Origin of the sequence: Thermoactinomyces sp. CICC 10523 (genome assembly GCF_016055105.1) — a bacterium.
GTDB classification, from domain to species: Bacteria; Bacillota; Bacilli; order Thermoactinomycetales; family Thermoactinomycetaceae; genus Thermoactinomyces_A; species Thermoactinomyces_A daqus.
In genome coordinates this window covers 41,168-63,328 of record NZ_JAECVX010000007.1, presented here as the reverse complement: position 1 = coordinate 63,328, position 22,161 = coordinate 41,168, and the positions used below count along the sequence as shown (strand labels likewise).

General features: G+C 50.7%; 21 protein-coding genes. 7 read left to right on the top strand and 14 right to left on the bottom strand.

Translation table 11 applies throughout. The features are described from left to right. The first annotated feature begins 225 nt into the window (after positions 1-225). The 3 genes from I8U19_RS10280 to I8U19_RS10270 all read left to right on the top strand — a co-directional run bounded on the left by I8U19_RS10280 (position 226) and on the right by I8U19_RS10270 (position 2,952). Positions 226-2,307: a carbon starvation CstA family protein gene (locus I8U19_RS10280; RefSeq protein ID WP_033100068.1), complete on the top strand. Its 2,082-nt coding sequence runs from the start codon at positions 226-228 to the stop codon at positions 2,305-2,307. After that, entirely contained in the window at positions 2,304-2,525 is a 222-nt protein-coding gene (locus I8U19_RS10275) for a YbdD/YjiX family protein (RefSeq protein WP_232330909.1), read from the top strand. Before I8U19_RS10280 ends, I8U19_RS10275 begins: the two co-directional genes overlap by 4 nt. 70 nt (positions 2,526-2,595) lie before the next feature. Continuing rightward, a complete protein-coding gene (locus I8U19_RS10270) occupies positions 2,596-2,952 on the top strand; it encodes a DUF2512 family protein (protein WP_033100067.1) in 357 nt (118 codons plus the stop codon). Positions 2,953-2,994: 42 nt separating this feature from the next. Here I8U19_RS10270 and I8U19_RS10265 read toward each other — a convergent pair whose 3' ends face one another. The 4 genes from I8U19_RS10265 to pruA all read right to left on the bottom strand — a co-directional run bounded on the left by I8U19_RS10265 (position 2,995) and on the right by pruA (position 6,287). Beyond that, the gene (locus tag I8U19_RS10265) at positions 2,995-3,237 is read right to left on the bottom strand and encodes a twin-arginine translocase TatA/TatE family subunit (RefSeq protein ID WP_033100066.1); all 243 of its coding nucleotides are present in this window, start codon (positions 3,235-3,237) and stop codon (positions 2,995-2,997) included. An 83-nt stretch (positions 3,238-3,320) separates the two neighbouring features. Further along, positions 3,321-3,938 (bottom strand): undecaprenyl phosphate transporter UptA, encoded by a 618-nt coding sequence (uptA, locus tag I8U19_RS10260; protein ID WP_033100065.1) that lies wholly within the window; start codon positions 3,936-3,938, stop codon positions 3,321-3,323. A 290-nt stretch (positions 3,939-4,228) separates the two neighbouring features. Then, positions 4,229-4,567: a hypothetical protein gene (locus I8U19_RS10255; RefSeq protein ID WP_033100064.1), complete on the bottom strand. Its 339-nt coding sequence runs from the start codon at positions 4,565-4,567 to the stop codon at positions 4,229-4,231. Between the two features lie 172 nt (positions 4,568-4,739). After that, positions 4,740-6,287 carry an L-glutamate gamma-semialdehyde dehydrogenase gene (gene pruA / locus I8U19_RS10250; protein ID WP_033100165.1) on the bottom strand — a complete coding sequence of 516 codons (1,548 nt, stop codon included), beginning with the start codon at positions 6,285-6,287 and terminating at the stop codon, positions 4,740-4,742. 215 nt (positions 6,288-6,502) lie between these two features. On the opposite strand from pruA, the gene I8U19_RS10245 reads away from it, so the two are divergent. From I8U19_RS10245 to I8U19_RS10230, 4 genes are all read left to right on the top strand, one after another. Further along, positions 6,503-7,423 carry a proline dehydrogenase family protein gene (locus I8U19_RS10245; protein ID WP_198055850.1) on the top strand — a complete coding sequence of 307 codons (921 nt, stop codon included), beginning with the start codon at positions 6,503-6,505 and terminating at the stop codon, positions 7,421-7,423. A gap of 225 nt (positions 7,424-7,648) precedes the next feature. Beyond that, positions 7,649-8,419, top strand: coding sequence for a DUF2935 domain-containing protein (locus I8U19_RS10240; RefSeq protein ID WP_033100062.1), 771 nt, complete (start codon positions 7,649-7,651; stop codon positions 8,417-8,419). A gap of 65 nt (positions 8,420-8,484) precedes the next feature. Further along, entirely contained in the window at positions 8,485-9,228 is a 744-nt protein-coding gene (locus I8U19_RS10235; protein WP_198055849.1) for a YheC/YheD family protein, read from the top strand. Positions 9,229-9,436: 208 nt separating this feature from the next. Then, on the top strand, positions 9,437-9,829 hold the full coding sequence (locus tag I8U19_RS10230; protein WP_052154020.1) for a DUF2512 family protein: 393 nt from the start codon (positions 9,437-9,439) through the stop codon (positions 9,827-9,829). Between the two features lie 38 nt (positions 9,830-9,867). Here the strand turns inward: I8U19_RS10230 and I8U19_RS10225 are convergent, their stop codons facing one another. From I8U19_RS10225 to bioB, 10 genes are all read right to left on the bottom strand, one after another. Beyond that, positions 9,868-11,643 (bottom strand): acyl-CoA dehydrogenase family protein, encoded by a 1,776-nt coding sequence (locus I8U19_RS10225; RefSeq protein WP_033100060.1) that lies wholly within the window; start codon positions 11,641-11,643, stop codon positions 9,868-9,870. Positions 11,644-11,674: 31 nt separating this feature from the next. Further along, entirely contained in the window at positions 11,675-12,853 is a 1,179-nt protein-coding gene (locus I8U19_RS10220; protein ID WP_198055848.1) for an acetyl-CoA C-acyltransferase, read from the bottom strand. 118 nt (positions 12,854-12,971) lie between these two features. After that, complete coding sequence (locus I8U19_RS10215; RefSeq protein ID WP_052154019.1) at positions 12,972-15,407, bottom strand: 3-hydroxyacyl-CoA dehydrogenase/enoyl-CoA hydratase family protein; 2,436 nt, start codon at positions 15,405-15,407, stop codon at positions 12,972-12,974. Between the two features lie 22 nt (positions 15,408-15,429). Next, positions 15,430-15,582, bottom strand: coding sequence for a hypothetical protein (locus I8U19_RS10210; protein ID WP_160173815.1), 153 nt, complete (start codon positions 15,580-15,582; stop codon positions 15,430-15,432). 59 nt (positions 15,583-15,641) lie between these two features. After that, the gene (locus I8U19_RS10205; protein WP_198055847.1) at positions 15,642-16,796 is read right to left on the bottom strand and encodes a hypothetical protein; all 1,155 of its coding nucleotides are present in this window, start codon (positions 16,794-16,796) and stop codon (positions 15,642-15,644) included. A gap of 168 nt (positions 16,797-16,964) precedes the next feature. After that, positions 16,965-17,345 (bottom strand): hypothetical protein, encoded by a 381-nt coding sequence (locus tag I8U19_RS10200; RefSeq protein ID WP_033100055.1) that lies wholly within the window; start codon positions 17,343-17,345, stop codon positions 16,965-16,967. A 662-nt stretch (positions 17,346-18,007) separates the two neighbouring features. After that, positions 18,008-18,841, bottom strand: coding sequence for a methyltransferase domain-containing protein (locus tag I8U19_RS10195; protein WP_198055846.1), 834 nt, complete (start codon positions 18,839-18,841; stop codon positions 18,008-18,010). A gap of 257 nt (positions 18,842-19,098) precedes the next feature. Then, on the bottom strand, positions 19,099-19,806 hold the full coding sequence (locus I8U19_RS10190; RefSeq protein ID WP_033100052.1) for a sporulation protein: 708 nt from the start codon (positions 19,804-19,806) through the stop codon (positions 19,099-19,101). Between the two features lie 199 nt (positions 19,807-20,005). Further along, positions 20,006-21,178, bottom strand: coding sequence for an 8-amino-7-oxononanoate synthase (gene bioF, locus I8U19_RS10185; RefSeq protein WP_198055845.1), 1,173 nt, complete (start codon positions 21,176-21,178; stop codon positions 20,006-20,008). Then, complete coding sequence (gene bioB / locus I8U19_RS10180) at positions 21,175-22,161, bottom strand: biotin synthase BioB (RefSeq protein ID WP_033100050.1); 987 nt, start codon at positions 22,159-22,161, stop codon at positions 21,175-21,177. The genes bioF and bioB overlap by 4 nt, the downstream gene beginning before the upstream one ends.

Genomic DNA, 22,161 nt, shown 5'->3' with positions numbered 1-22,161 from the left:
GAAATTCGCTCAATCGGTACATTGGAAACCTATTTCCAGTCTTCCCATTCAAATCTTTCAACAGTATAGCACAAAACGGGCTGATTCCTCATCATACCCTTGCGACAAAATGGCAAATGGGTAGAGTTAGAATATATTTTTGTGTCGAAATGTTGAAATCTTTTCAGTATAATAAGTATAATTCCATTATTTTTATCGAATTTATGAAATCAGGAGGGCTCGGACGTGAAAAATCGTTGGATTTCGATCCTCGTTTGGGCTGCGATCTCCGCCCTCGGCGCAGCAGGTTTCGCCATTTTGGCCCTGCACCGGGGCGAATCGGTCAACGCCATGTGGCTCATCGTCGCCGCCATTTGCACTTATGCAGTCGCTTATCGGTTTTATTCCCGTTTTATGGCCAGAAAAGTTTTTGAATTGGATGACAATCGAAAAACTCCGGCAGAAATTCATAATGACGGAAAAGATTTTGTGCCGACCAACAAATGGATCTTATTTGGACACCATTTTGCGGCGATCGCCGGGGCCGGACCGCTGGTAGGGCCGATTCTGGCTGCCCAGATGGGCTATCTCCCGGGAACCTTATGGATTATCGTCGGGGTTGTCCTCGGAGGAGCCGTACAGGATTTTATCATCTTGTTCGGGTCAATGCGCCGCAACGGCAAATCGCTTGGGGACATGGCCCGCGAAGAAATCGGTCCGGTCGGCGGATTTACTGCGATGTTTGCCATCCTGGGCATTATGATCATCCTGATTGCCGTCCTCGCATTGGTCGTCGTGAAAGCGCTCGCAAACAGCCCGTGGGGAATGTTTACCATCGCCATGACGCTCCCGATCGCTTTGTTCATGGGACTGTACATGCGGTATATCCGCCCCGGCAAGGTGCTGGAAGTATCCCTGATCGGCTTTGTTCTGCTCTTGCTCGCTTTATACGGCGGCCAGTATGTTTCCCAGCATCCTTCGCTCGCAGCCCTGTTCACGTTTGACGGAAAGACGATTGCCTGGATGATGATCATCTACGGCTTTATCGCTTCGGTTCTGCCCGTGTGGCTGCTGCTGGCTCCTCGCGATTACCTCAGCACGTTTCTCAAGGTTGGAACGATCGGGGCTTTGGCGCTCGGAATTCTGCTGGTGATGCCGGATTTGCAGATGCCTGCGTTTACCCGTTTTATCGACGGAACCGGTCCCGTTTTCGCCGGCAATCTGTTCCCGTTTGTGTTTATCACCATCGCCTGTGGTTCCATCTCCGGATTCCATGCGCTGGTCTCTTCGGGAACAACGCCGAAAATGATCATGCGCGAATCGCATGCGCCGATGATCGGCTACGGGGGCATGCTGACCGAATCGTTTGTCGCGATCATGGCTTTGATCGCCGCCTGTGTCTTGACGCCGGGAACCTACTTTGCGCTGAACAGTCCCGCTTCGGTGATCGGCACGGATCTGGCAACCGCCGCCCATACGATTTCCCAATTTGGCGACATCTTTAAAGTCACACCGCAAGATCTTCAGCAGTTGGCGCAATCGATCGGGGAAAAAACCATCCTGTCCCGCACAGGAGGCGCTCCGACGCTGGCGATTGGAATGGCCACCATATTCTCGAGCATCATCGGCGGCAAAACAATGATGGCTTTTTGGTATCATTTTGCCATTCTCTTTGAAGCCGTCTTCATCCTGACCACCATCGACGCCGGAACGCGGGTGGGGCGTTTCATCCTGCAGGACTTGCTAGGCCGCTTTGCCCCCAAACTGGGCAAAACCGACTGGTACCCGGCCAACGTCCTGTCCAGCGCGCTCATCGTCGCCGCCTGGGGATATTTCCTCTATCAGGGTGTAGTCGACCCGCTTGGCGGGATTAACACGTTATGGCCGCTGTTTGGAATCGCCAACCAGATGCTGGCGGTGGTCGCCCTGGTCGTCGGCTCAACCATATTGATCAAAATGGGCAAAACGGCTTACTCCTGGATCACCATCGTCCCGCTTGCCTGGCTGACGGCAGTAACCATGACAGCCGGCTGGCAAAAGCTTTTCCATGAAAAAGCGTCGATCAGTTTTCTGAAAGCGGCCGATGTCTACCAAAAAGCAATTTCCTCCGGACAGGTGCTGAACCCGGCCAAGTCGGTCGAAGAAATGCAAAGAATCGTGCTGAATAATCAGATCGATGCCATTCTTACTGCGATCTTCATGATTTTGGTGGCCGTGATCGTCATTGATGCAATCCGCGTCTGGTACAAAATCCTGGTCAAGCGTGAAAAGCTTCCATTAAAAGAATCTCCCTATATCGGCCGTCAATCCGGGGTGATCGGGGGATGATGCGCATGAATGGCGATCAGGCCTGCCCCAAATGGAAACGGGCTTTCCGAAAAATCGCCTATGTGCTGAATGAAATCGCGGGAGTGCCCAACTATGAACGCTATCTGGAACATTTCCGGAAAGCTCATCCGGATGAAACCCCGCTGACCGAAGCGGAATTTCACCGGCGGGCCATCGACGAAAAATACGGGGGAGGCTCCATCCGCCGCTGTTGTTAACCTTTCTCCAACCTCTTCTTGCATAAAAAGAATCCCGGTCTGAGATGATGTAAGTAGAGGAGGAGAAAGAATGGCCGGATTGTTGCTTAAATTGATCATCTGTCCGCTCGTCGTAATCTTCGCAGACCGGGTCCTGAGCGAAGTGTACTTCTTTAACATTTATCAGGCCATCGTGACCGGCGTTTTGCTCGCTCTGACGGGGCACTTGATGGAAATCATCTTTCTCAGGCGCGGGCGTCTTTGGGAAAATAACGTCCTCGATTTCATTTTCGCTTCGCTGATCGTCTATTTTGTCGGCCAACTGCTCCCAGGCGCATATGTCAATGTGTTTGGCGCTCTGGTGACAGGATGGCTGCTAGCCGTGACGGAACATTTTCAGCACCGCTGGTTGCTTCGGACTGGCAGGACGCAAAAAGAGCTTGCTTAAAAGCGCAGCAAAAAACCAGGCCCTGAACCGCCTGGTTTTTTGTCATTTCAGATGTGCCCCGTTTTCCGACTGTTGCTTCGTCTCTCCCGCCTTTTCATGATCTTGTGCCAGTTTCACCGGTTCCGGCTTTTTCTCCTCATCCTCGCTCAAAATCCCGTTGGTGGCTTTTTTAAACTCACGTATGGATTTGCCGACAGCCCGTCCCAGTTCGGGAAGTTTTTTCGGGCCGAACAAGATAAGAGCGACGACGAAGATCAGAATCCATTCAATTCCGCTGATACTCACTCTCTTCCCTCCTTTAAGGGACAAGTCACAACATTTCTATTTTATTATATACCGGAAACGGTTACACCCAAAGGAGGGAAATCTTATCTTGGAGAAAAACCATTTCGGGAACGCTGCTTTTTGCGATACCACTGGAACAGGAAATAGAGCAGAAGCAGCACACCGGCGACAATGGCCGCATCATCGGTGTAGGGAGCGGCGATCTCCTCGATCTCTTTCCAACTACTGCCCAGCTGCATTCCCAGATATAAAAACAGTACCGACCACGGAACAATCGCCAGCGTGGTCAACAGAGTAAAGCGGGACAGCGGCATTTTGGAAATTCCGGCCGGAATGGAAATGGCATGGCGAACGACCGGAATAAAGCGCGCGCCAAAGATCACACCCGTGCCGTAACGGTCAAACCAGGACTCTGCCACATCCAAATGCTTTTTCTTGATCAGGAGATATTTGCCGTACTTCTCCAAAAAAGGGCGGCCGCCGTAATAACCGATCCAGTACAGAAAAACCTGGGCCAGAACCCCGCCGATCGTGCCGGCAATCAGGGCTCCGACAAAATTGATTTGCCCGGAAGCGATGAGAAAACCGCCATAGGCAAGAACGATTTCACTCGGAATTACCTCAACCATCAGTCCAAGAGCGATGCCGAAATAACCCAGACTGGAAAGCCACTCCAGCACCGAATAGATAAATTGGTCCATTTTCGTATCCCCTTACCTGCCTTTTTCATTGCGATTTTCTGTGAAGTGTCATAATGGTCGGCTGGGGCCCCTTCGCTCCCATCTTGGCAATGGTCGCTCAAAGGGGTTTCACTCCCCTCCGAATGTTGTTAATTTTCATCCCGGATTGTTTTAGACAGGGCATAAATGTTTTCTATCATCTTTGATCATAATGGAAGGCAATGTTTGCCGTCCAGCCAATTACCAGAGATGTCACAAACTATTCTATGCAACAAAAAACCCGGGCTTGCCCTTTTCGGGAAGTCCGGGTTTTATCCGGCGCTTTTATTGACCCCTTTTTTCAACGTCTTTTCGCGCTCTCCTGAAGTCAGCGAAAGAGCCTGCATGATCTGCTTCTGCCAATCTTCTTCTTTCAGCAGTTGCTCGTCAAACCGTTTCTGCGTTTGTTTGAGAGAGATGATCTCCTTTTGAATTCCCTCAACCGTTTCGCTGGTTTCACTCCATTGCCGGCTCAATTCTTCCACACGGGTTTCGACACGGAGCAAACCCTCACTCAGCTTGGCAAGATCCGCTTTCATCTGTTCAATGTTGGCGCTTTGTACGTCCAGCCGTTCCATAATCGCATGCAATAAGGACTTTACTTCATCCATTACATCAGCCTCATTCGTTTCCTTTTTATTCCATTATAAAGAAAAAAAACAGGCTGTACAGTATTTGTTCTGAATTTTTAATCATCCGTTTTGGATGCAATCGGGAAAGTTCGGGGGCAGCGATTCATAAAAAACCGCACCCGGATTTGGATGCGGTTTTTCGGAGATTGGTTTAAAGTTGCTCAGAGACCACTTGCGCTTGTGTGAACAGCAAGAGGTAGTCGCGTCCGCCTGCTTTGGAGTCGGTTCCGGACATGTTGAAACCGCCGAAAGGATGGACGCCGACCAATGCGCCTGTGCATTTGCGGTTGAAATACAGATTGCCGACGAAAAACTCTTCGCGGGCTTTTTCCAAATGCAGACGGTTGCGGCTGATCACGGAACCCGTCAGGCCAAACTCGGTGTTGTTGGCAATTTCCAACGCATGGTCAAAGTCTTTTGCTTTGATGAAAGCGACTACGGGACCAAAGATCTCTTCCTGAGCGATGCGGGCATCTGGTGCCACATCAGCGAATACCGTCGGTTGAATGAAATAGCCGTTTCCTTCCGCTTTCCCGCCGCCGGTCATCAAGCGCCCTTCTTTTTTCCCGATTTCAATATACTCGAGAATTTTATTGTACGCTTTTTCATCCACAACCGGACCGAGGTCGATGCCCGGCGTTTGCGCTTCGCCGACTTTCAATTGGCTGGTTTTAGCCACCACTTTTTCCAACAGTTCGTCATAAATATCCTGATGTGCAATAACGCGTGAGCAGGCCGAGCATTTTTGCCCGGAGAACCCGAATGCCGATTTGACAATCGTCTCTGCCGCAAAGTCCAGATCACAATCGGAATCGACAACAATGCCGTCCTTGCCGCCCATCTCCGCGATGACGCGCTTGATCCATTTTTGTCCCGGCGCCCGTTTTGCAGCCAATTCATTAATGCGCAAGCCGACTTCTTTGGAGCCGGTGAAGGAAATGAACCGGGTGAGCGGATGGGTTACAAAGTATTCGCCCACTTCGCCGCCGGGACCCGGAACGTAGTTGACCACGCCATCCGGCACCCCGGCTTCGTGCAAGACTTCCATGAATTTCGCGGCGATCACGTTGGTCGGAGTGGCCGGTTTCAGGACAACGGTGTTTCCGGTGACAATGGCCGACGTGGTCATTCCCACCAAGATGGCAAGCGGGAAGTTCCACGGCGGAATGATGGCGCCAACTCCGAGCGGCCGGTAATAAAGATGGTTGTCTTCACCTGGAATGCGCACCAACGGTTGCCGCTCGCTTAAACGGATCATTTCCCGACCATAAAACTCCATGAAATCGATGGCCTCAGCGGTATCCGCATCTGCTTCCACCCAGCTTTTTCCCGCTTCGAGCACCATCCAGGCGGAAAACTCATGCTTTTTGCGGCGGAGAATGGCAGCCGCCTTAAACAGCAGAGACGCCCGTGCCTCCGGTTTTACTTTTTTCCAGCTTTTAAAAGTTTCATATGCCGTTTGCATCGCTTTTTCGGCCAATTCGGTATCTGCTTCGTTAACAATCCCGATCACTTCATCCACATTGGACGGGTTGATTGATTTTACCTTGCGGCCGGTTTTGATCCGTTCCCCGCCGATAATAATGTCATACTCTTTGCCCATCTCCGCCTTTACTTTCAATAAAGCGGTTTCAAAAGCTTTCCGGTTTTCCTCTTTGGAGAAATCTGTAAAGGGTTCGTTTTTAAATTCGATCATCAGAGGTACCTCCTTTTTAGGCAAAAACCTTTGCGCAACAGGATAAATCGATTGGACCATTCCCGGACGTTTCCATTTTACCTTATTGTCATTAGGTTCATCAATGAGGGAATTATATACCTATTGTTTAATTTCATTTATGAACATATAATGAAAATGGTCTTTTTCACCTAAATAATATGTAATCAATTAATTTTCTCGAAGTGGAGGAATGGGAAATGTCCCTTTCGCGCAAAGTGGTGCTAACGTTGGCTGGAAATAAAGCGGTTACATCGTTTGTCTCCAACTATGGCATGAAACTGGGAGCCGCCCGTTTTGTCGCCGGAGAAAGCTTGCGTGCTGCAATGGACAGGGTCAAGCATTTGAATGACGAAGGATTGATCGTCACTTTGGATCACCTCGGCGAAAGCGTTACCAGCCGTGAAGAAGCCCTCGAAGCAACCCAGGCCGCCATCGACATTTTCGATGCCATCAAAGAAAACGGTGTCAACTCCAACGTATCAGTCAAATTGACGCAACTCGGTTTGGATATCGATCATGCATTCTGTTTGGAGAACATGAACCGGATTGCCCAAAAAGCAAAAGAAACCCAAAATTTTGTCCGCATCGACATGGAAGATACCCCGCGTTTGGATGTGACCATCGACATCTTTAACACACTGGTGGACAAATACGGAAAAGACCATATCGGATTGGTGATTCAATCCTATCTCTACCGATCTGAGCAGGATGTTATCAATCTGGGTAAGAAAAATGTGAATTTGCGCATTGTGAAAGGGGCATACAAAGAGCCTGCCAGCGTCGCTTTTCCGAACAAAAAAGATGTGGATCGCAACTATGTAAAACTGGTTCAGCTTCACTTGCAAAACGGAAACTATACGGCAATCGCCACCCATGACGAAGCGATCATTCATGAACTGAAAGCATGGTTGAAAGAAAACCGGATTCCTGACAATCTCTATGAATTTCAAATGCTCTACGGAGTGCGTAACGGCTTGCAGCGACAACTTGTCAGCGAAGGCTATAAAGTTCGTGTCTACACTCCGTACGGCAAGGACTGGTATCCCTATTTCACACGCCGGATCGCCGAGCGCCCGGCCAACGCCTTTTTCGTGTTAAAGAGCTTCTTCCAAAATTGATCACTTTTTCTGCTTCTGTTCCTTTTGTCGCTATCCTGGGAACGGGGTCGAGTGACTTTTCCTCCTTCCTGTCACCCGAACCCCAAGGACAGAAGCATTTTTTCCATAAAAAAGCAACACAGATCGGCTGGTTTGCCGCAAACTCCTCCTTTTGCGCCCCTTTTCGATTCTAACCGATCGACTCCTTTCATAAAATTTAGCAACTTTTCCAAAAGGAGTGATCGTATGCACCACCCTGATTCACATGCGTTTGAACAGCGCTTTTGGCTTCCGGTCTTAAAAGACCACTGCCAGTTTATCCTTGATGCCCTTTCCCCCGGAGAACAAGAGGAAATTCAAAAGGCTTCTGCCCTGCTGCAAACCTTCTTGCAACTGGCGAAACGGGCGGAAACAGCTGATTTGGAAGTGTGCCAGAAAGCAGCCGAGGAGCTGAGAGAATTTAAATTGCATCTTTTATGCCGGTTGCTTACCGACCAGTTTTCCTTTCATCTTCCCCCTACGTTCATCAATCACATGGTAAATGAGCTGGAAGAATATATGCGCATCCTGTCCAGCCTTCGCCGCGGTCAAACCCCTCCGCCCCTGCACCCGCTGCATCATCACCTGTTGTGGCTGCCGGACGCGGCCGGACACGCCGAAGGACTGCAAATCAACACGGACGGAGTGGAAAAGAAAATCAAGGAAAAGCAGCACCACTTTATCAAAACCTTTGAATCTTTTTATATTAAGGCGGTTGAGTTAACCGGATATCTGCGCACCCGTCTCCATCATTTCCCGTCCCTGGCCCGTTTCAATAAAGAAGTTGAACTGGAAATCATCCTGTTTCAGTCTTTTTTAAAAGAGCTGGTGGAAATGGGACTGACCAAAGAAGTGCTGGGGACGATTGCTCCGCTGATGGCCGACCATATGTATCGGGAAGAATGCTATTATCTGCACAAACTGGCACAAGTTTCTGCCGCCAGGCAACCCAAATGCTCCCCTTTTCCCAAAGAATGAGACGCATCCAATCAAGAAAGGCCGACCGGACATATTTTATTGAAAACAAACAGGAGGAGTCTGCGATGGGCAGCGTCATCAGTAAATGGGAAAACGCTCTTCTCATGCGGCAAGACGAATATGTGGCTCCGCATATCCCGATCACCCACCGGCTGAGTTCGGATACCCTGAAGCACATGCTTCAGTTTTTTCCCTTTGTCTATCTGAAGCCCGACAATTCCTGCCAGGGAAAGGGGCTGATGCGCATCGACCGGCTGGAAAGCGGACATTTTGCACTCCGCGTACGGGATGACGGAACCCGGTCCGTTCACGCATCGCATGCTTCCCTTCTGCAGGCGATTCACCGCAAAAAAATGAACCGCCGACACTATATCGTCCAGCAGGGAATCAACAGCAAAACACTGGGCGGTCGGATGTTTGACATCCGCACTCATCTCATGCGCATCGACGGCCGCTGGGTTGTCGTCGGCATCGTGGCGCGGATTGCCCGCGAAAAGGGATTTGTCACCAACGCCTACAGCGGTGGCAAGTCATACCACGTGTTTCCGCTCCTGGTCGAAAAACTGGGCTATGGCGAAATGGAAGCCCGCTTTCTGATCGATCAAATGATGCATCTTTCCCGCCGGGCAACCAAGCGGATCAGTTCGGTCTATCCCAAATGGTCCGAATTCGGGCTGGATATCGGAATCGATCAGGAGGGGCATTTATGGATTTACGAAATCAATGTCCATCCCGGAACCCTCGTTTTCAAAAACTTAGGCGACGCAGAACACCAACATATTCTGGAAATGCGAAAGCGGGCAGGGTAAACCGGGATTTTCCGGCGAAAATGCGTTGCAGGCCGGGCCATGTCTCCCTGCTCGCCTCCTCATGTTCCGGATGATCGCCCGGTAACCCCCCACGCTCCCCCCATTTTGCTTCACTTTCTTTATGTGTTCTTCTCTTTCAGCGCTTCCAGGTTGACGCATAAGGCGACGAGGCAATGGCACACTAAGAAAAAACAGGGAGGCGATTGATTTGAATCATGTCATGCACCTCATCATCAAATTTCTGCTGACCAGTATGATTTTATATGCCATCCTCGGCTTTATCTATGGCATCGATTCTTCCACCGTGTTGTTGACCAGCGTAATTTTGACCCTGATCGGCTATTTTGGAGATCTCTTTCTGCTTCCGCGCATGGGAAACGTTTTTACGACCGTGTCAGACTTAATCCTTTCTTTTATCGTTGTCTGGGCGTTGGGAACCTGGCTGTTTGACAGGGACATCGGTACGCAGGATTACCAAACCAATCTCGTTCCGCTGTTCCAAATCTCTCTGGTGATCGCGATCGTATATACCGTTGTTGATTGGTTTTACCACCGGTGGCTGTTTAAATATATGGGGAGAAAAGAAGTTTTTTCGCGATAAAAAATCCCCCGGCCGTCGTGGGCAGGGGGAGTCGGTGATTAACAAACATACTTCTCGGCATCGATAATCCGGGCGGCGATGTTCCGTTTGACAGCCACTTCATTGATCGGCTGGATGCGGGTGAATTTTTTGAGGATGGAAAGTTGGGTTCTCAGTGTATCCCCTTCTTCCAAGGCAGCCAATGTGTGGCGGGCAAGGGCATCCACTTTTTGCATCGAATCATAGACAAAGGCACGGGTATAATCGATTTTGAGCTGCTCTTTTTCTTCGCCATTTTTGGCGACCGCTTTTTTGGTACGGAGAAGAACGCTTTCCATGGCAAAGGTCTCAATTGCGATGTCCGCGATATCCCGCAAGATCTCCTGCTCTTTTTGCAATTCTTGTTCATATTTTTGCACAGCCAGCCCGGCAACCATCAGGAAGATTTTCTTCGCATTTTCTACATAATTTTCTTCCGCTTCCAACACCGGTGCCTCTTCATCCGGGAGGTACGGCATCAGTGTGAGCAAATCTTCCTGCAACTCCTGCGCTTTTTGGAGGAAGGGCAATTCGCCTTTTAACGTTTTGCGCATCAGCGTGGCCGGAATGATCAGGCGGTTAATTTCATTGGTTCCTTCAAAGATCCGGTTAATGCGGGAGTCACGGTACATGTTTTCGATCTCGTACTCTTGCATGAAACCGTATCCGCCGTGGATTTGTACCCCTTCGTCCACCACATAATCGAGCACTTCCGATCCGAATACCTTGGCGATGGAACATTCAATCGCCAATTCCCCGATCGCTTTGGCCGCAACGGCACCTTCGGCGTCTTCCACCCCTTCCAGTCCCGCCTCAAACATGCCGGCAATGCGGTAGACCAAGCTTTCCAACGCGTAGGTTTTTATGGCCATGTTGGCCAATTTTTCACGGATCAGTCCGAATTTGGCGATCGGAATCTTAAACTGTTTGCGCTGTTTGGCGTAGTTTGCGGAGATTTCAAGCGCCCGTTTGGAAGAACCGCAAGTTCCCACCGCCAGTTTGTAACGGCCGATATTCAGGATATTGAAGGCGATTTTATGTCCTTTCCCCGCTTCGCCCAAAAGGTTTTCCACCGGAACTTTTGCATCCTGCAATATCAGTGTTCGGGTGGATGATCCTTTGATCCCCATCTTTTTCTCTTCCGGGCCGACGGAAACGCCGGGGAAGTCGCGTTCGACGATAAACGCGGTGAATTGATCCCCGTCAATTTTCGCGTAAACGATAAAGACGTCGGCAAAGCCGGAGTTGGTGATCCACTGCTTTTCTCCGTTCAAAATGTAATATTTTCCGTCATCGCTCAAAACAGCGGTGGTTTTCGCTCCCAAAGCGTCTGAACCGGATCCCGGCTCCGTCAGGGCGTATGCAGCAATCTTCGCACCCGTTGCCAGGTCAGGCAGATATTTTTTCTTTTGTTCTTCATTGCCAAAGAAGACAATCGGCAAGGAACCGATTCCCACATGAGCCCCGTGGGAGAGTGCAAAGGAACGTCCCAAGGATAATTTCTCCGTAATCAGGCTGGAGCTGATTTTATCCAATCCGAGCCCGTTGTACTTTTCAGGAACGTCGGCGCCGAGCAACCCCAGTTCGCCGGCTTCTTTCAACAAGCGGACCGTATGTTCAAAACGATGCTCTTCAATTTCCGGAAGCACGGGCAAAACCTGATCCCTGACAAAATCCTCCGTCATTTTCGCAATCATTTTCTGCTCTTCGGTAAATTCTTCAGGGGTAAATACCTCTTCCGGTTCGGTTTGGGAAAGCAGATAAGCGCCGCCTTTGACTTTCTTATTTTCTGCCATATCTATCCCTCCAAATTCGATTTGGTCACCTTCAGACGCGTTCGATGAGCCCGGCCGCTCCCATGCCGCCGCCAATGCACATCGTCACCAGACCATACCGTTTATTGCGCCGTTTTAACTCATTCAAAATCGAAACCGTCAATTTCGCCCCGGTGCAGCCGAGCGGATGACCGAGGGCAATCGCCCCGCCGTTCACGTTGACGATATCCGGATTCAATCCAAGTTCCCGGATCACGGCGATCGCCTGGGAAGCAAAAGCTTCGTTTAACTCAACCAAATCGATCTCATCCAGGCTGACTCCCGTTTTCTTTAACAATTTGGGCACGGCTGCCACGGGCCCGATCCCCATCACATCCGGGTCTACCCCGCCGAGAACAAAGCCGCGGAAGACGGCCAAAGGCTCTACTCCCAGTTCCTCCGCCTTCTCGCGGGACATCACCATCACAGCTGCCGCTCCGTCGCTCGTTTGCGAAGAGTTTCCGGCCGTTACGGTTCCGCCCGATTGAAAGGCGGGGCGCAATTTGCCCAGAACCTCCAGGGACGTATCAGGCCGAACGCCTTCATCTGTATCAAAAACCCGTTCTTCCACCCGCAACTTGCCTTTTTCATCAAAAACATGTGTCTTGACCGTAACCGGGACGATTTCATCCTTGAATTTGCCCTCTTGAATGGCCGCATAAGCTTTTTGATGGCTGGCGAGGGCAAACCGGTCCTGATCTTCACGGGAGACATTGTAGCGCTTCGCCACCTCTTCCGCGGTATGCCCCATGGACATGTAGGCTTCCGGCAGATGATCCATCAGCCAGGGATTGGGCGCCGGCTTATAGCCCCCCATCGGCACCATGCTCATGCTCTCCACGCCGCCGGCGATGATGATATCAGCAAAGTTGCACATAATTTTCTCCGCGGCGATGGCAATTGTCTGCAATCCGGACGAACAGAAACGGTTCACCGTCATTCCCGGAACATCCGTGGGCAGCCCGGCTCGCAGCGCTACCAGGCGGGCCATGTTCATCCCTTGCTCCCCTTCGGGAAAAGCACACCCCAAAATCACGTCTTCCACTTCTTTCGGGTCTACCTGAGGAACCCGCCGCATGAGGTCTTTGACCACTTGAGCGGCCAGATCATCGGGACGGGTCGTTTTCAGCGTCCCTTTGTGGGCCTTGCCGACTGCGGTCCGGGCGCCGGCCACAATCACTGCTTCGCGCATGTTCTCTCCTCCCTTTTCTGTGATAATGCGTTGCTGTTGCAGGCCAGGTTGTGGTACCCACCCTCCCTGCGTTCCCAATGGTCGGTCAGGGGTTTACAGGATATGGATTTTTCTCCGGTCAGTTGCGGAGCGGTTTTCCTTTGGCAAGCATGTATTGCATCCGCGCCTGTGTTTTTGGTTCACCGATCAGGCTCAAAAACGCTTCCCGTTCCAGATCCAACAGGTATTGCTCGCTGACGAGCGTTCCTTCCGGAACCGCACCCCCGGCCAAGACATAAGCCAGTTTGCCGGCGATTTTGTAATCGTGCTCCGTGATATAGCCGGATTTCAGGAAACCGTACGCACCGAGTCGCAACACATTGTAACCCGTTTCACCGACAACTGGGATTTTGCGCGGTTTCGGCGCTTTGTAGCCGGCTTTATACAGCCCCAGTGCCACCTGTTTGGCCTCGTAAAGCAAGTGGTCGCGATTGATGGTGATTCCGTCATAAGGTCGCAGGTATTTGTATTTTTGGGCATCAGGCCCGCTCGTGGACACTTTGGCTTGCGCGATCGTCTCAAAAACGTGGTTTACCAACGGCTGCAACGCGACGCGGTCACCGGGGTCAATCCCTTCGGTCCAGCGGAGCAGCATTTCCTTGTTGCCGCCTCCTCCCGGGATCAATCCTACCCCGACTTCCACCAGACCCATATAGGTCTCGGCAGCAGCCTGTATCCTGTCACAGGGCATGCACACCTCGACACCTCCGCCCAAGGTCATTCCATAGGGAGCGGCCACCACGGGGCGATCCAGATACCGGAGGGAACCCATCGCATCCTGGAACTGGCGCACCATCAGATCGATTTCCGGCCAGTTGTAATCTTGCGCCTCCATCAGCATCAGCATCAGGTTTGCACCTACGCAGAAGTTCGGAGCTTCAGCACTGATCACCAAACCGCGGTAATTGGCGCTCACTTCTTTAACCGCTTTCCTAATCATGCTGATGATATCAGCCCCGATCGCCTGTTTGGGCGAGTGGAATTCCAGGCAGGCGATATCATCGCCGATATCGATCAGACTCGCCCCCTTGTTGCCGGCAATCTTTTTGCCCTGCTCTTTGAGACGGGAGAGAGAGATCACCTTTTCGCTTTCATCGACATCACCAAACTTGCCGCCGATGTTGAAAGATTGGACGCGACCCTCTTCCGTCTGGTAGAAGGAAGTCGCTCCGGAGGCGAGCAATTTTTCTACCAGCGGCGGAATCGTCTCCCCTTCTTCCCGCATGCGCGCCACCGATTTTTCAACCCCGATGGCATCCCAGAGTTCAAACGGCCCCAAATCCCAGTTGAATCCCCAGCGCATCGCCCGATCCACGCTCACGATATCGTCGGCGATCTCCTCCAGGTGCTCAGCCGTATAAAGGAGCGCTTTTTTCGTAATAATCCAGGCCAATTTGCCGGCAGGATCATTGGCATAAACCAGTGCCCGTAACTTTTCGGCTTGCGTTTTTCCCCGCTTCGCCTGCTCTAGTGAACGCGCTTTCAATTTTTTGCGCGGGCGATAATCGAGCGTCGCCGGGTCCAGGACGAGAATCTCTTTCCCTTTTTCCGTCTTGACTCGCTTGTAGAATCCCTGTCCTGTCTTCTCGCCCAGCCATTTGTTTTCCACCATTTTCACCAGCAGCGGGGAGACTTGGAATGCTTCTTGTTCTTCCGGGTTCGTCACATTTTCACGCACGTTGTCAGCCACATGGACAAAGGTATCCAATCCGACCAAATCCAGTGTGCGGAAAGTTGCACTCTTGGGTCGACCCATGGCACGCCCTGTTACATCGTCCACTTCATCAGGTCCCAGTCCCAGCTCTTCCATCGCTTTTAGCGTAACCTGCAAACCATACGTGCCGATCCGGTTGGCGATAAAGTTCGGCGTGTCTTTGCAGATTACAACCCCTTTCCCGAGCACCTCTTCGGCAAATGCCTTCATCTCCCGCAGGATGTTGACGTCAGTCAGCTCGTTGGGGATGATCTCCAATAATTTCATATAGCGCGGCGGGTTGAAGAAATGGGTGCCGAGAAAATGTTTTCGGAACGCTTCCGACCGGCCTTCCACCATCTTGTTGATAGAAATCCCGGATGTATTGGAGCTGACCACCGTACCCGGTTTCCAAACGCTTTCTATGCGGGCGAACAAATCTTGTTTGATTTTCAGATTTTCCACCACGACCTCAATAATCCAGTCCACATCCTTCAAGGAATCAAAGTCATCCTCCAGATTGCCCACCTGGATCAGGTCTGCCGCTTCCTTTGTATACAATGGTGAAGGCTTTTCCTTAAACAATCGCTCTTTTCCCTTTTGCGCCAACCGGTTGCGAACCACCCGGTCTCCCAGCGTCAGCCCTTTGGCCTTCTCCTCCTCGGTCAAATCGCGGGGAACGATATCGAGAAGCAATGTCGGAATCCCCACATTGGCCAGATGTCCGGCGATGGCTGCACCCATCACCCCGGCGCCCAGCACGGCAGCTTTTTTTATTCGTTTCAATCGAGCTCCTCCTCTCTGCGGTTTACACCCAGCCATTCCTGTTCATCTGAATGAATAGTCATTCATAAAAAGGTGAGAAAAAAACCTCTCCTGGGCGGATCGGCTTATTTTGGAGAAAAATGTTTACAACATCAGAAATTTTATTTTGTTTGAAATTAATTTCAATAATATTATTTCTCTGTTTTCTCTCTTCGTCAAGGGGTTGCTTCATACTTTTTTGTCTCTTTTACACAATTGCAAATTCAATCTCAACTCCGGAGTACCGGACGTTCATAATTTCTTGTATACCCACACCCAGACCACGACACCGACGACAATCGCCACTGCGAGAGCGATGAGAAGGCGCACTTGGGCATTGAAAAACGGGTCGGGAGACACTGGAGAAGCAGCAGGGGGAGTAACCGTATCATCGGGTTCTGTCATTCCGGGATCATCCGGCTCCGGGTTCGGCGATGGGCTTTGCCCGGCCTGGAAGCCAAGCGAGTCCTTTAAAATCCGTTTCTTTCCGTCAACCGTTCCTGCAAAACGAATCAAAGCCTTATACTGCCCCGGGGCGAGATCGTGAAAAACATAGGATACTTCCGGTGTACTCTGACGGGATACCAGCGCAGAAGCAGCCGGTTTCCCTTTGCTGTCAACCAGGGTAAACAACCAGTCTCCTTTGGCCGAATTCCCGTAGAGCAGTCTTCCGGTCACTATGATTGCATCATTGTCAGGAGAAACAGCCGCCTTAATCCCTTCGCGGGTAAAAGGACATGAGGCCTGCAAGAGATAATGGCCCGGTCCGATGATCCCGTCAAATTGAACGGTCGATTTCACCCTGCCCGGCTGATTGCCGATTTTGGCAAATGCCACATCGCGATCGGCGGCATAACGAAAGGCCTCTTTGGTGACAAGATCAACATAAGTCCAACTTCCTTCCACATTTAACCCGTTTGGCACGTCCAGCCGGGCATAGAGGTAAAAGCGCTCTGCAGCCAAATCATACGCCACACTGCAGCGGATCGGATAACTTTGTCTTTGTCCATAGGGCGGAGGAGCGGCAAAAGGCTGTTCCGCTTCGGCATGTTTCGGCACGTCACCCGGGCCGGCAGCATCAAAGGTCACCTTTGCCACATATTTTTTGCCCACGGTAAATAAATGTTGGTTAAACACCGCTTCACAGCTGATCCACTGGCAAGTCGACACTGTCTGTTTGCCAACACCGTCAATGACATACGTCCAAGTTCCGTTTATTTCAGCATCTTGCCCGACATTAGTCAGTTCGGAGCGAACCACGACCCCCGGGCCCGGCTTTGAACCGGCAATCGTCACTTTGATCCCGGCTGGCCGTGTCTCAGCCAGTACCGGAGGCCAACTGCCCAAAACCAAACAGCAAAGGAGCATCAACACAGCAAAGAACCATCCGGCCAGTTTCCATTTCATCGATCCGCCTCCCCGATTTTTATTCAGAATATTTTATATATTATATTTATTATACCATGTTATTCTACTTAATGATTAAATGAAACCTGTTTAAGGGAAATGATTCCAAAAAAAAGAAGTGCCGGTGAGCACTTCCACAATTAATGAAAATCCGATTTTGCGTTGAGGTTATGCATGTGGCGTCCGGGTGGTCCGGGGACGCAACGCCGGCGTCTGCGGAATAAATCCCTTCACCAGATATGCCGCAAAAACAACCCACCAAAGATAATTAAGGAACAAAAAAACAAGCCATTTTTGCCAGATCTCCAAAAAAGACAGCAGATCAAACGCGACAAAATATGCCGGAAGAATTGCTAACTGGGCCCGATCTCCCAATGTTTCAGCTAATTCCCAATAATATACTTCCTCCACCTTCAGCAATTTGTCCCGAAAATAGATCCCTACTATCGGGCGAACGCTGGAATAATAGAAAAAGCCGGGAATCCCTAACAACCGACGGTTGATCGACATAAAGATATAGGTCGCAATCAGAAGTAAAAGATAGGCCATGTGATCCCCCCGTTGCTACACCACCGATAAGTAGGCAAATGAAAAAGCAGTACTCAATTTGCATGCGATTGAAGATTCCTCATTCCATTACCCGACCAGCTCCAAACGCGGTAGGGAAAGAGCCCTTCCCGGACAATGGGATTTCCCGCTTTCATCCTTGATTTCACGATTCATCAAAATGCCTTGTCCATGTTATTATTCTTTGTCCCGATCCCCCTTCCTTCAAAGGAACTGACAAAATTCGCTAAAAATACCCAAAATCCGCTTGTGTCTTCCGTGAAAATGTGTTCCAGGGCGGTCGCCGGGTACTGTTACCCTCCCGAATTGGTGATACATTTATTCCCTGGTTGTGTTTGACAAGATGATCGATTCCGGGCAAGGGAAACAGAAAAAATCCATTGTTCCTTTGAGGCAATGGATTTCCTTCCTATGTATTCATCTTCATTTGGTAACATTCAGATTTTAACACATGTTTTGATTGGGAGAAAGTTCGTTTATTCAGCAATAACGGTTAAATTCACCGCGACGCTTGCTTTTCGTCTTCCTGAATCACTCGATTGCAGGAATGTCAGGATTTTTTGCCACTCCATTCGTTTGCAGATCCTTCCCCTTCAGCCCGATATTTACACCAAACCCGATTGAGTCCTTCATCCTTCTTATTACTATTTATAAGTGAAAGAACATTTTCTTTGATCCCGTTTTTTTCCCCAAAGCGTGAGGATATGAAAAGTCGCATAAATTCCCGATTTCGAGCGATACGCCCGATTATACCGCCTCATCACTTCCGTCAGCACATTTCGCTGCAAAATAAAATTTTGTTTGCTTTCGCTGTAACTTTCCCCAGCAGCTTTGATCCGCTCCAGCAAGGTGCGGCAATCTTCGTATTCGATCCGCTGCCAGCACTCTTCCGGTGTCACATCCGACAAACCGGCCCCGTCAAGCAACTGCACCCATTCCTCCGCAGTGCGAAACGGGAGAAAATGCCTTTGCGGGGGCAACTCCCATTCAAGCTCCACTTGCCTGAACGTCGCCTGCAGCTCCTGACACGTTTCGGGGCCAAAAACGGTCATGCCGTACCAGCCTTCTCCGTTCAGCATCTCTCTCACTTTTGCCAGCACCCTTTCCGGAGCTTGCAGCCAGTGACCCATCAGATTGGTGATAACCAGGTCAAACATACCGAGACCGGAAAGATCATCTTCTTCCACATCAGCCGCAACAAACTGAACGCGTGCAGAAGCAACCCGTTCCCGAGCCATCTCGATTCGCCGGGGGGACAAATCGAGCGCAACCAGCTCTGCCCGGGGGAAATATTCAAGCAACAATTCGGTAAAATAGCCTGTCCCGCAACCGAGATCCAGGATGCGGCCCGGATCAAACACCCAATCTTTTAAACTGAACAGAAGGCGATGGGCCATCCTTTTGTAAACAACCAGGAATTCGTCATATGAAATAGTTCGGTTCATCTGGCGAATGAATTGTTTTTTATTGATTTTCAAGCCCTTTCGCCCTCCATATCACGTACTTATTTTATCACGGCCTTTTTTTCTCCAATCAGTAATCAAACTCCTGCCCTGGTTCAATAAAAATGATCATGATTTGCGGGTACAAGCTGAAAATGAAAGCGAAGTGAAATCAGAGGGTCGTGGCGCCCCGCTGACCGCCATTCAAAACGGGGAAGATCATGCGTGGGGCACCACGGCCTGACCAGCAATGCACCTTTTGCACAAAAAATCTTTTTTATCCCGAAAATGCTTTATAGTTTGCGCTGGAAAAACTGGCGCAACGTTTCGGCGGCGTGTTCCAGCGTGGCCAATTCCTCGGCGGAGAAATGAAATCTGCCTTCTTTGCCCTTTAATTCATATGTACCGCTGATCCAATGGTCAACAGCGGCCGGCTGGTACTTGATCCCCAGAGTTTCGATCTCACCGGAAAGCCAGGAAGTGGGCCGGAAGTGAATGATTTGGAAACCGTCCTTTTCCTTTCCCGTATAAGCCTCATTATGATGTTTAAATCCCAGACGGGCAAATCCATCAAGGAAATGGCCCTGAAGCCCCGAAGCATAGACATCGACTATATCGCGATCTTCAGCATCGACACCGCTTTTGATTTCCAGATCCGTTTGGAAGAAAAAGCGCGTATTCACGGAAGAAACGGGGAGGTGGCGGGGACAGACAAATTCAAAGGGGTATTCTCTTAATTCCTCCGGCTTGATCACCACATCTTCTTCAAATACGGTGATCTTTGCCACCACTTCATTGACATCAACCCGCTGTCCTCCGCTCGGATAGGCAGATGCAAGGCAAAAATGCACCCTCAGCCCTTCCATGACTTGTTTTACTTCACCCCCCTTGAGGACGATCTTTCCCGTCACCGGTTCTCCCATCGTCAAGTTCTCCCGGTCCAGCACCAAATCGACCTGGGCCGCTCCAAAGCCAAGGGAAGCCAGAAAATTTTTGATCACGAGGCTCATCCTTTCAGTCGCTGGAATAAATCAGTTGGAAAATTGATAGCCCATATATCGTATCACAGAATCCCGTTTCAAATAACTGATTTCATTCCAGATCCGCAAACATACTTCCCTCTCTCGCAAGCGTTTCGTTTTTTGTTTTCAGGGGATATTCCAAAATTCCGAATCTCACCGGACGATTGAGTTTGTCCGATCAGGCAAAACAACACAACTTGATTGCCTCGATCGCCTGTCTTAAATCTTCCTCCCGATGGTTGGCCATCAGGGAGAAACGCAGGCGGGCGGTTCCGGCAGGAACAGTGGGCGGGCGAATCGCGACAGACAGGACTCCCTGCTCCTGAAGCCGGTGACTGAAAAGAAGCGCCTGTTCATTTTCCCCGACCACAACGGGAATGATCTGCGTGGCCGAACCAGCCACATCGAGCCCCAAACCGGTCAGCTGCCGGCGAAACCAGCCGCTTTTTTGCCGCAATTCCCGGCGCAACCGGTCTGCATCACGCACCAATCTCAATGAAGCACGAATGCCCGCAATAATGACCGGTGGCAAGGCGGTGGTATAGATGAAGGGACGACATTTATTGATCAGATAGCGAATCCAGTCGCGTTTCCCCGCCACATACGCCCCGTATACGCCAAAAGCTTTGCTGAAGGTGCCCATGTAAAGATCAATTTCCCGGTCAACCCCCAATTCATGCGCCATCCCTTTTCCCTCGTCTCCGAACACGCCCCCGCCATGCGCATCATCCACCACCAGGGCGGCATCATAACGTTTTTTCAGCTCCACCAGATCTCTCAGCGGGGCGACATCGCCATCCATGCTGAAAACAGTATCCGTCACAATTAGTTTCCGTCCGGCTCCCTGCTGATCCGCCGTTTTCAGCAGACTCTCCAGATGATCCGGATCCAAATGCCGGTAAATGTATTTTCGTGCTTTGCTCATGCGGATGCCATCCACAATGCTGGCATGATTCCACTGATCGCTGAAAACGGCATCCGACGGCTTGAGAAAGGCGGAGAGCAATCCTGCATTGGCCATATAACCATTGGGAAACAGGACAGCGGACTCTGTTCCTTTAAAAGCAGCCAATTCCTGTTCCAGCGCCTCCGCCTCCTCGCTATGCCCGATAATCAGACGCGAGGAACCGGCACCGCTTCCTTTTTCCGCCGCTTCACGCATCGCCTGAATCATGCGGGGATGCCCGGCCAGACCGAGGTAGTTGTTGGAGGAAAAATTGACCAGCCTCTTCCCTTTTCTGTGCAAAACGGGGCGGTGCGCATCCGCTGTCGGAATCAAATGCCGGTTCAGGTGATCTGCGGAAAGGGCCTGCAATTCTTCCCGGATCGTACGGTTCCAGAGTGAACTCATGCCGTCTCCACTTCAATCTCAAAACCGAGATCGCGTATCATTTGATGATCCAATGAAGACGCCTGTCCTTCCGTCGTCAGATAATCCCCCACAAAAATGGAGTTGGCCGGGTATAAGGCCAGAGGCTGCAATTGGCGCAAATTCACTTCTCTCCCCCCTGAGACGCGAATCTCCTTCGTCGGACAGACAAACCGGAACAGGGCAAGCACTTTCAAACAGTAGCGCGGGTTCAATTCTTTCAAACCCTCCAGCGGGGTTCCGGGAATCGCATTGAGAAAATTGACGGGGATGGAATCAGCATCCAAATTGCGCAGCTCATAAGCCATCTCCACCACTTGTTCACGCGTCTCTCCCATACCGATGATACACCCTGAACAAGGGGACAGACCCGCTTTTTTGGCCGCTTCCACCGTTTGCACACGGTCATCGTATGTATGAGTGGTCGTGATCCGCCCGTAATGTTCCCTGCTCGTGTTCAAATTGTGATTGTAACGGTCAACCCCTGCTTCCTTTAACCGTTTGGCCTGGCTTTCCGTCAAAATTCCCAGGCAGGCGCAGATTTTCATGTTTAACTCCTCTTTAATCACCTTGACTGCTTCAACCACTTCATCCAGTTCCTTCTCCGTCGGTCCGCGACCGCTGGCCACGATACAATAGGTTCCGGCCTTGCGGCTCAGTGCCTCTCTGGCCCCGGCGACCAGGACATCTTTTTTGAGCAGCGTATATTTCTCGACCGGCGCCTGCGAAACAATTGATTGGGAGCAATAGCCGCAGTCCTCGGGACACAAACCGCTTTTCGCATTGATGATCATATTCAGCTTTACTTTCTTGCCAAAATAAGCTTTCCGCACCCGAAACGCCGCCTGCAAAAGCGGCAACAGCTCGTCATCGGGCGCATCCAGCACAGACAATCCCTCTTCCATTGACAACCGTTCTCCGGCGAGCGCCCGATCAGCCAGAGTTTCCCATCGCGATTTCCCCAT

Coding starts and splice junctions, on each gene's coding strand:
- I8U19_RS10275 (WP_232330909.1), top strand. CDS start 2,304: ATGATGCGCATGAATGGCGATCAGGCCTGCCCCAAATGGAAACGGGCT.
- I8U19_RS10270 (WP_033100067.1), top strand. CDS start 2,596: ATGGCCGGATTGTTGCTTAAATTGATCATCTGTCCGCTCGTCGTAATC.
- uptA (WP_033100065.1), bottom strand. CDS start 3,938: ATGGACCAATTTATCTATTCGGTGCTGGAGTGGCTTTCCAGTCTGGGT.
- I8U19_RS10255 (WP_033100064.1), bottom strand. CDS start 4,567: ATGGATGAAGTAAAGTCCTTATTGCATGCGATTATGGAACGGCTGGAC.
- I8U19_RS10245 (WP_198055850.1), top strand. CDS start 6,503: ATGTCCCTTTCGCGCAAAGTGGTGCTAACGTTGGCTGGAAATAAAGCG.
- I8U19_RS10240 (WP_033100062.1), top strand. CDS start 7,649: ATGCACCACCCTGATTCACATGCGTTTGAACAGCGCTTTTGGCTTCCG.
- I8U19_RS10235 (WP_198055849.1), top strand. CDS start 8,485: ATGGGCAGCGTCATCAGTAAATGGGAAAACGCTCTTCTCATGCGGCAA.
- I8U19_RS10225 (WP_033100060.1), bottom strand. CDS start 11,643: ATGGCAGAAAATAAGAAAGTCAAAGGCGGCGCTTATCTGCTTTCCCAA.
- I8U19_RS10220 (WP_198055848.1), bottom strand. CDS start 12,853: ATGCGCGAAGCAGTGATTGTGGCCGGCGCCCGGACCGCAGTCGGCAAG.
- I8U19_RS10215 (WP_052154019.1), bottom strand. CDS start 15,407: ATGGCTGGGTGTAAACCGCAGAGAGGAGGAGCTCGATTGAAACGAATA.
- I8U19_RS10210 (WP_160173815.1), bottom strand. CDS start 15,582: ATGAAGCAACCCCTTGACGAAGAGAGAAAACAGAGAAATAATATTATT.
- I8U19_RS10205 (WP_198055847.1), bottom strand. CDS start 16,796: ATGAAATGGAAACTGGCCGGATGGTTCTTTGCTGTGTTGATGCTCCTT.
- I8U19_RS10200 (WP_033100055.1), bottom strand. CDS start 17,345: ATGGCCTATCTTTTACTTCTGATTGCGACCTATATCTTTATGTCGATC.
- bioF (WP_198055845.1), bottom strand. CDS start 21,178: ATGAGTTCACTCTGGAACCGTACGATCCGGGAAGAATTGCAGGCCCTT.
- bioB (WP_033100050.1), bottom strand. CDS start 22,161: ATGGGGAAATCGCGATGGGAAACTCTGGCTGATCGGGCGCTCGCCGGA.